The organism is Paracoccus lichenicola (assembly GCF_009708075.1).
GTDB classification, from domain to species: domain Bacteria; phylum Pseudomonadota; class Alphaproteobacteria; order Rhodobacterales; family Rhodobacteraceae; genus Paracoccus; species Paracoccus lichenicola.
On the sequence record NZ_WMBT01000016.1, the window covers coordinates 26,270 to 34,415 of the forward strand.

Annotated in this window: 10 protein-coding genes; all 10 read right to left on the minus strand. The window is 68.0% G+C overall.

The features are described 5' to 3' along the window. Positions 1-9 precede the first annotated feature (9 nt). Complete coding sequence (locus tag GIY56_RS16075; RefSeq protein ID WP_154765880.1) at positions 10-345, minus strand: DUF1491 family protein; 336 nt, start codon at positions 343-345, stop codon at positions 10-12. Then, positions 338-1,258: a GTPase Era gene (gene era, locus GIY56_RS16080; protein WP_154765881.1), complete on the minus strand. Its 921-nt coding sequence runs from the start codon at positions 1,256-1,258 to the stop codon at positions 338-340. Before era ends, GIY56_RS16075 begins: the two co-directional genes overlap by 8 nt. After that, positions 1,255-1,944 (minus strand): ribonuclease III, encoded by a 690-nt coding sequence (rnc, locus tag GIY56_RS16085; protein WP_154765882.1) that lies wholly within the window; start codon positions 1,942-1,944, stop codon positions 1,255-1,257. The genes era and rnc overlap by 4 nt, the downstream gene beginning before the upstream one ends. Continuing rightward, positions 1,941-2,723, minus strand: a complete 783-nt coding sequence (lepB, locus tag GIY56_RS16090) for a signal peptidase I (protein WP_407946988.1) — start codon at positions 2,721-2,723, stop codon at positions 1,941-1,943. Before lepB ends, rnc begins: the two co-directional genes overlap by 4 nt. Positions 2,724-2,809: 86 nt before the next feature. After that, a complete protein-coding gene (acpS, locus tag GIY56_RS16095) occupies positions 2,810-3,220 on the minus strand; it encodes a holo-ACP synthase (protein WP_154765884.1) in 411 nt (136 codons plus the stop codon). Positions 3,221-3,316: 96 nt separating this feature from the next. After that, positions 3,317-3,745 carry a hypothetical protein gene (locus GIY56_RS16100; protein WP_154765885.1) on the minus strand — a complete coding sequence of 143 codons (429 nt, stop codon included), beginning with the start codon at positions 3,743-3,745 and terminating at the stop codon, positions 3,317-3,319. A 2-nt stretch (positions 3,746-3,747) separates the two neighbouring features. Continuing rightward, positions 3,748-4,479, minus strand: coding sequence for a pyridoxine 5'-phosphate synthase (locus GIY56_RS16105; RefSeq protein ID WP_154765886.1), 732 nt, complete (start codon positions 4,477-4,479; stop codon positions 3,748-3,750). Between the two features lie 25 nt (positions 4,480-4,504). Next, positions 4,505-5,329, minus strand: a complete 825-nt coding sequence (locus GIY56_RS16110; RefSeq protein ID WP_154765887.1) for a 4-(cytidine 5'-diphospho)-2-C-methyl-D-erythritol kinase — start codon at positions 5,327-5,329, stop codon at positions 4,505-4,507. Positions 5,330-5,332: 3 nt separating this feature from the next. Further along, the gene (locus tag GIY56_RS16115; protein ID WP_230312575.1) at positions 5,333-7,153 is read right to left on the minus strand and encodes a tetratricopeptide repeat protein; all 1,821 of its coding nucleotides are present in this window, start codon (positions 7,151-7,153) and stop codon (positions 5,333-5,335) included. 86 nt (positions 7,154-7,239) lie between these two features. Continuing rightward, positions 7,240-8,146: electron transfer flavoprotein-ubiquinone oxidoreductase (locus GIY56_RS16120; protein WP_196053666.1), on the minus strand; the 907-nt coding region annotated here is incomplete at its 5' end.

Genomic DNA, 8,146 nt, shown 5'->3' on the forward strand with positions numbered 1-8,146 from the left:
AAAACGGGATCACGCCAGCCCCGGCTGATCCAGCAGCGTGCGGCCGTCGCGGCTCTCGATCTCGATCACCCACAGGTCGGGATCGAAGCCGCGCTGCCGGGCGATGGTCCCGTCCACCTCGCGCTCCGGTCCCTGGGCCAGCACCCGCCAGGGGCGGCTGTCGCTGTCCCAATCCCATTCGCGCCCGTAAAGCGCGGCGGTCCCGTCGAGATGCGCGCATTTCACCAGCACCGCGCCCGCCGTCTCGTCGCCGCGCGCGGTCACATAGGCGGGGATGTTCGCCAGCCCCAGGCGGGCCAGATAGGCCGCGACCCAGATCCCGGTCGCGAGCCGGGGTTCAGGCATCGCCGTCGCGGAAATCGAGGCCCATCTCGTTATACCGTTCCGCCTCGTCCAGCCAGTTCTCGCGCACCTTCACTTGCAGGAACAGATGGACGCGGCGGCCCATGAACTCCTCCATCTCGGCGCGGGCGGCCTGGCCCACGGCCTTGATCGTCTCGCCCCCCTTGCCCAGCACGATCCCCTTGTGGCCGGGGCGCGAGACATAGACGATCTGGTCCACCTTGGCCGATCCGTCCTTGCGTTCCTCCCAGGCCTCGGTTTCGACCGTCAGCTGATAGGGGATTTCCTCGTGCAGGCGCAGGGTCAGCTTTTCGCGGGTGATTTCCGCCGCGATCATGCGCATGGGCAGGTCGGCGATCTGATCCTCGGGATACAGCCAGGGGCTTTCGGGCAGGGTCGCGGCCAGCCAGTCGCGCAAGCCGTCGCAGCCATAGCCCTTTTCGGCGCTGATCATGAAGGTGCTGATAAAGGGATAGGCCTCGTTCAGTTCCGCCGACAGGGCCAGCAGGGTCTCGGCCCTGACCCGGTCGATCTTGTTGATGATCAGGCCCACCGGCGTCCTGCTGTCCAAACCCTTGAGCGAGGCGATGATCGCCTTGACGCCTTCGGTCATGCCGCGATGCGCTTCGACCAGCAGCAGGATGATGTCGGCATCCGACGCCCCGCCCCAGGCGGCAGCGACCATCGACCGGTCCAGGCGGCGGCGCGGGCGGAAGATGCCGGGCGTATCGACAAAGACGATCTGCGCCGCGCCGTGGATGGCGATGCCGCGGATGCGGGCGCGCGTGGTCTGCACCTTGTGGGTGACGATGCTGACCTTGGCGCCGACCATCTGGTTCAGCAGCGTGGATTTCCCGGCATTGGGTTCGCCGATCAGGGCGACGAAGCCCGCGCGGGTGGGTGTGGTGTCGGTCATGCGCGGCCCTCCAGCCGGTCCAGCAACGCCTGCGCGGCGGCCTGTTCGATGCTGCGTTTGGTGCCCGCGCCCTTGGCCTGGGCCTCGCGCCCGTCGGCCAGACGGGCGGTGATCAGGAAGACCGGCGCGTGGTCCGGCCCGCTGCGCTCGGTCTGTTCATAGACGGGCGGCGGCATCCCGTTGGCCTGCGCCCATTCCTGCAACGCGGTCTTGGCGTCGCGGGGGTCGTCCTCCAGGCTGTCCAGACGATCCGCCCACAGGCGCAGCACGATCCGGCGCGCGGCGTCAAAGCCCGCGTCCAGATAGACAGCGGCCAGCACGGCCTCCATCGCGTCGGCCAGCAGCGCCTCTTTCCGGCGGCCGCCCGACAGCATCTCGGACCGGCCCAGCTTCAGGACATCGCCCAAGCCGATGTCGCGCGCGATGGCGGCGCAGGTCTCGCCCCGGACCAGCGCGTTGTAGCGGGGGGCAAGCTGGCCTTCGCTGGCGGACTGGTCGGCGTCGAACAGCGCCTCGGCCATGACCAGGCCCAGCACGCGGTCGCCCAGGAATTCCAGCCGCTGGTTGTCGGGGCGCGTGGTTGACGCGATGGAGCCATGCGTCAGCGCGCGCACCAGCAGCTCGGGGCGCGCGAAGTCGTGCCCCAGCCGGGCCATGAAGGCGCGGATGTCGGCGCCGGGTTTCAATCGACCGCCTTGAAGAAGCGGTCAGCCCGCCAGGTCCAGAAATACAGCAACGACCGCCCCGCGGACGAGAACATGATCCGGTCCGCGCGCCCGATCAGGTATTGCGCCGGCACGAAGCCAAGCCCGCCGATTTCCTGGGGAAAGCGCGAATCCTCGGAATTGTCGCGGTTGTCGCCCATGAAGAAATACTGCCCCTCGGGCACGGTGAAGGTGGGCGTGTCGTCGGCGAAGGCGCCGTCCTGGATGTTCAGGATGTCGTGGCTGCGCCCCTCGGGCAGGGTTTCGGTGAAACGCTGGCTGATGCAATCGCCGCCCTCGGGCACCGGGTCGTTCACGCAACGCGGGATCAGGCCTTGGGGTCCCTGCTGTTCCTTGACCTCGACGAACTCGCCCGCGGGGGTGATCGGCACTTCCTGGCCGTTGATCCACAGCCGTCCGTCGCGCATCTGGATGGTGTCGCCGGGCAGGCCGATCAGGCGCTTGATGAAATCGACGCCGCGCGTGGGGTGGCGGAACACGACCACGTCGCCGCGCTCGGGGTCCGACCCGAGGATCCGGCCCGAGATCGGGCACATCGCGAAGGGACAGGAATACTGCGAATAGCCATAGGCCATCTTGTTGACGAACAGGAAGTCGCCGATCAGCAGCGTGTCCTTCATCGACCCGGACGGGATCCAGAAGGGCTGGAAGAACAGCGTGCGGAAGATGCCCGCGATGACCAGCGCCCAGAAGATGGTCTTCACCGTCTCCCACACGCCTTCCTTCTTCTTGCCCGCCATGCTGTCGGCCATGGTGTCGTCCCTCGTGATCAGGTGCGGGCGAATGGCCGCATTGCCGCGTTCTAGGCCACCGGAGGGCAGCAAAGTCAAGCTGGCGTGGTGCCGGGCCGGGCCTCGATCACCACGAAAGCCTGCGCCCAGGGGTGATCGTCGGTCAAGGTGACGTGAACGATGGCGTGGTGCCCGGGCGGGGTCATCCGCGCCAGCCGCTCGGCCGCCCATCCGGTCAGCGCCATGACCGGCTGCCCGGAGGGGAGGTTGCCGACCGCCATGTCACGCCAGCTGATGCCCATCGCCAGCCCGGTGCCGAGCGCCTTGGAGCAGGCCTCTTTCGCGGCCCAGCGTTTCGCGAGCGTCCCCGCCTCGTCCTTGCGCCGCGCAGCCCGGGCCAGTTCCGTGGGGGTGAAGACGCGATGGCGGAAGCGGTCGCCGAAACGGTCCAGCGTCCCCGCGATGCGGTCGATGTTGGCGAGGTCGGTGCCGATGCCCAGGATCATGCGCGGGGTAGCCCCGTCAGGATCATGGATATTTGGATGAAGAAGAAACGGCGGGTCATTGGGATTGCATGGCAATGTGGCCGGTCTGGCGGAGGTTCATGTGGAAGCAGCCCTCAATTCGTAGAAGGGTTCAAGAAAGGCTGATGCCCAAGCCGGCAGGCTGGACCAATGCCAATGCCCTTTCTTGCCCCAGGCTTCGCTCATTTCACCGACATGCTTTCGATCAATGATCCAGGTCACGAAATCATCGTGGGGATAGACGAACACCCTCTCGCCATGGCGGAAGGCAATATGCAGGTTCTTGCCCAGGTATTTCTTGTCGATTGCCAGCCTGGACTTGAGTTGCACGCGCAGAACCGTCTTGCCATCGACATGGACAGCCAAGAAATCTGCGCCCTGCCAGTCGTCGCTGAGCCAAATGGAATGATAGCCGTAATCGGCCAATCGCGCGGCAATTTTGTGGAAGTTGTAGACTTCGATCTGCTTGGCATTCAGGGTTTTGAATTGAATGGGTTGGAAGGTCATTCCTAGCGCGCCCCATCCATGCAGCGGCGCATTTCGCGGATCGCCTCGCCCAATCCGGTGAAGACCGATTCGGCGATCAGGAAATGGCCGATGTTCAGTTCCCTGACCTGCGGGATGGCGGCAATGGGACCGACGGTGTCGAAGGTCAGGCCGTGGCCCGCGTGGACCTCCAGTCCCAGGCTGTCGGCCAGGGCCGCGCCTCGGGTCAGGCCCGCCAGTTCGGCGTCGCGTTGGGCCAGGCGTCCCTCGGTGTCCAGGTCGCAATAGGCGCCGGTGTGCAGTTCCACCACCGCCGCGCCGATGCGGGCGGCGGCTTCGATCTGGGCGGGATCGTGGCCGATGAACAGCGACACGCGGCAGCCCGCCTCGCGCAGGGGGGCGATGTAGTCGGCCAGCATCGCCTCGTTTCCCGCCACGTCGAGGCCGCCTTCGGTGGTGCGTTCTTCTCGTTTCTCGGGGACGATGCAGACGGCATGGGGGCGGTGGCGCAGGGCGATGGCCTGCATCTCGGCGGTCGCCGCCATTTCCAGGTTCAGAGGCAGCGTCAGGTTCGCCATCAGCGCGTCGATGTCCGCGTCGCTGATGTGGCGGCGGTCTTCGCGCAGATGGGCGGTGATGCCGTCGGCGCCCGCTTCCTCGGCCAGGCGCGCGGCGCGCAGGGGGTCGGGCCAGGGTGTGCCGCGCGCGTTGCGGATGGTTGCGACGTGATCGATGTTGACGCCAAGACGCAGCATGGTTCCCCCAGGATTTTGCGCCACTTTAGCGGGCCGCGAGGGGCGGTGCCAGTTCCGTCGCGACCGCCCACCAGCCATGCCGTTTCAACGCCGTGGCGGCAATGCGGGCGCGGTCCGGGCTGTCGTAGAACCCGAAGCAGGTGGCCCCCGACCCCGACATGCGCGCGAAAGCCGCCCCGGTCGTGCGCAGGGCGTCCAGCACCTGTCCGACCGCCGGGGCGATGGACAGGGCGGCGGGTTCCAGGTCGTTGCGCGTGCCCGCCAGCCATGCGGTCAGATCAGCCAGACCGGCAAAGCGCGGGATGGCGGGCAGCCCCGGATTGTCGCGCCGGTCCATCGCGGCAAAGACCTGCGGCGTGGACAGCGCAATGCCCGGATTGACCAGCACCAGCGGGATCGGCGGCAGCGGCGGCAGCGGGGTTACGACCTCTCCCACCCCCTGCATCCGGGCGGGGCCTGATGCCAGGCAAACCGGCACATCGGCGCCCAGCCTTTCGGCCTGCAAGGGCAGCGCATGGCCCATCTGGACCAGCCCGCGCAGCACCGCCGCGGCATCCGCCGACCCGCCGCCGATGCCGGAGGCCACGGGCAGGGTCTTCGTCAGCGTGATCGCGGCATCCGCCCCCGCCAGCCGGGCAGCGCGCAGGCACAGGTTGTCGTCGGTGGACAGCCCGGCCGCGAACGGGCCGTCGATCCGCAGCGACAAAGGCCCCGGTTCCAGCGTCACCACATCGCCCACCCCGGCAAAGGCCACCAGCGAATCCAGCAGGTGATAGCCGTCCGCGCGTCGGCCCGTGACATGCAGCGCAAGGTTCAGCTTGGCAGGTGCTGCCTCGACGACAGGGGGCATCGGTCAGTCGTTCGCGGCCTGCGGCTGCGAGACCGGCGTTTCCCCGGTGCCCTTTGCGGCTTCCTCGGCCAAGACGGCGTCCAGGCCCCGGTCCAGCTTGGCGCGGATGCGGTCGGGATCGACATCGTCGGTCTTTGTCGGGTCCAGCGACAAGGCGCGCTGCCACTGGATCTCGGCCTCGCGGTGGCGGCCGACCTTCCAGTAGATGTCACCCAGGTGGTCGTTGACCAGCGGATCCTGGGACATGGTCAGGATGGCGGCCTCCATCGGCGCGACCGCGTCCTGATAGCGGCCGAGGCGGTAATAGGCCCAGGCCAGGGAATCGAGGATATAGCCGTCCTCGGGCGACAGCTCGACCGCCTTCTGGATCAGCCCAAGCGCACGGTCCAGGTTCTCGTTCCGGTCGATCCAGCTGTAGCCCAGATAGTTCAGCAGGCTGGCCTGGTTCGGGCGGATCTCGATGGCGGCCAGGAAATCGGCCTCGGCCCGGTCGAACTGCCGCGACCGTTCCAGCGCGATGCCGCGGGCATAAAGCGGGAACCAGCGGGCATCAGCGGGGGCATCCTCCAGCAGGGCCAAGGCCTTGTCATAGGCGGGCACGGCCTGGGCGAACTTCTCCTGCTGGCGCAACAGGTCGCCAAGCGCGATCCAGGCCTGCGGCAGATCAGGGTATGCGGCGGTCAGCGACAGGGCGGCCTTGCCCGCCTCGTCGGTGCGGCCCGCGCGCGACAGGCTGTCGATGCGCACCAGTTCCGCCGTCGGGCGCATCTGGCCCATGCGGCGCAGCGCGTCGAATTCGGGCTCCGCCAGGTCGAACTGCTGGCGTTCCTGCAGGATTTGCGCCGCCATCAGCCGCGCCTCGGCGGTGTCGGGCGACAGCCAGGCGGCCAGCCGGGCGTGGATCAGCGACAAGGGTTCGGGATCGGGGCTGGACGCCAGGGCCGAGGCGAAGGTCAGGAACACCTGCGCGATGCCGTCGGCGGGGGTCTTGACCACGTCGAAGGGGACAGACTGCCCCGAATTCAGCCGGTCGCGCAGCGCCAGAAGCTGCGGCTCGGCCTCGATGCCGGGGATGGCCTCGATCATGGCCACCGCCTCGTCGCGGCGTTCCAGTTGCGCCAGAATCTGCGCACGGGCGGCAAAGCCCAGGATATGCGCGCCGGTGGTTTCGTCGGCCAGCAGCGCCTCGGCGCTTTCATAATCGCCGACAAGGGCGCGGGCCAGCGCGAGGTGATAGTTCACCATGGGCGCCACGCCCTCCAGCTTGGCCAGGCGGTCGAACTCGGCCAGGGCATCTTCCGCCTTGCCCGCGCCCAAAAGGCCCCACCCCCGCAGCATCCCGGCCAGCAGGTCGGCTTCCGACTCCACGTCCGTGGGCGTGCCGACATCGGCCAGCAGCCCGTCCCAATCGCCCGCATGGACCAGGTCGGCGCGGTGGATCAGGCGCGACAGCTCGGTCGGGGGTCCGTCGCTGCCGATGCGGTTGGCAAGCTGGACGGCGCGGTCGATTTCCCCGGCGGACACAAGGGCGACCAGGGCACTGTCCTGCAGGAAGCGGTCCTGCGGGTCATGGGCCACGGCCTGCACGAAAAAGCGCGCGGCGGCCCCGAAGTCGTTTTCCACCGTGGCCATGCGCGCGGCCAGGAACGGCCCGGCCAGGCCGAAGGTCAGCGGCGCGGGATCGGATTTCGGCTCCTCGGCCTGGGGCGCGGCGGGGGTGCCGCCTTCGGGGCGCGGTTCGGGCCGGTCCTGGGCTTGGGCGGGCAACGACAGCGCCGCCAGAAGGGCGGCGATCAGGGGCAGATTCGGGCGGGTCAGGGTCAAGGGGTCCATCCCGGAGATCACAAAATCGTTGCCACGACCCTAGCGCGGTCCCGGACGGGGGGCAACGCCGCCCCCTTCCCTTTTCATCACATGTTCGGGTAGTTTGGGCCGTCGCCGCCCTGCGGCGTGGTCCAGACGATGTTCTGGCTGGGGTCCTTGATGTCGCAGGTCTTGCAATGGACGCAGTTCTGGAAGTTGATCACGAAGCGCGGCCCCGATGCGTCCTCCACCACCTCGTAGACGCCCGCCGGGCAGTATCTTTGCGCGGGTTCCGCGTATTCCGGCAGGTTCACCCGGATCGGGATCGTCGGGTCCTTCAGCCGCAGGTGGCAGGGCTGGCTTTCCTCGTGGTTGGTGAAGGAAAAGGCCACGTTGGTCAGCCGGTCGAAGCTGAGCCTGCCGTCGGGCCGGGGATAGTCGATGGGCTTGAAGTCGACCGCCTTGCCGGTGGCCTCCGCGTCCGTCTTGCCGTGCTTCCAGGTGCGCAGGATGTTGCGGCCGGTCAGACCCGCCCCCCACATGTCCATGCCGCCGAGGACCAGCGAGGGCCACAACCCATAGCGCGACCAGGCGGGCTTCACGTTGCGCACCTTCCGCAGGTCCTGGCCGATCGCCCCGGTGCGCACTGCCGCGTCGTAGTCGGTCAGCCGGTCCCCCTCGCGCCCTGCGGCAATGGCGCGGGCGGCGGCCTCCGCCGCCTCGATGCCCGAGAGCATCGCGTTGTGGTTGCCCTTGATGCGCGGCACGTTGACCATGCCCGCCGAACAGCCCAGCAGCACGCCGCCGTCGAAGCTGAGTTCCGGCAGCGACTGCCAGCCGCCCTCGCTGATCGCGCGGGCGCCATAGGAGATGCGCTTGCCGCCGTCCAGGAGTTCCGCCACCATCGGGTGGTGCTTGAAGCGCTGGAACTCCATGTAGGGATACAGATACGGGTTCTCGTAGTTCAGGTGCACCACGAAGCCCACCATCACCAGGTTGTCCTCGTAGTGATAG

What these genes read in the sequence shown, in the direction of transcription:
- lepB (WP_407946988.1), bottom strand. Translation starts at nt 2,723, where the DNA reads ATGGCGGGCAAGAAGAAGGAAGGCGTGTGGGAGACGGTGAAGACCATC.
- GIY56_RS16105 (WP_154765886.1), bottom strand. Translation starts at nt 4,479, where the DNA reads ATGCTGCGTCTTGGCGTCAACATCGATCACGTCGCAACCATCCGCAAC.
- acpS (WP_154765884.1), bottom strand. Translation starts at nt 3,220, where the DNA reads ATGATCCTGGGCATCGGCACCGACCTCGCCAACATCGACCGCATCGCG.
- GIY56_RS16110 (WP_154765887.1), bottom strand. Translation starts at nt 5,329, where the DNA reads ATGCCCCCTGTCGTCGAGGCAGCACCTGCCAAGCTGAACCTTGCGCTG.
- GIY56_RS16075 (WP_154765880.1), bottom strand. Translation starts at nt 345, where the DNA reads ATGCCTGAACCCCGGCTCGCGACCGGGATCTGGGTCGCGGCCTATCTG.
- era (WP_154765881.1), bottom strand. Translation starts at nt 1,258, where the DNA reads ATGACCGACACCACACCCACCCGCGCGGGCTTCGTCGCCCTGATCGGC.
- GIY56_RS16100 (WP_154765885.1), bottom strand. Translation starts at nt 3,745, where the DNA reads ATGACCTTCCAACCCATTCAATTCAAAACCCTGAATGCCAAGCAGATC.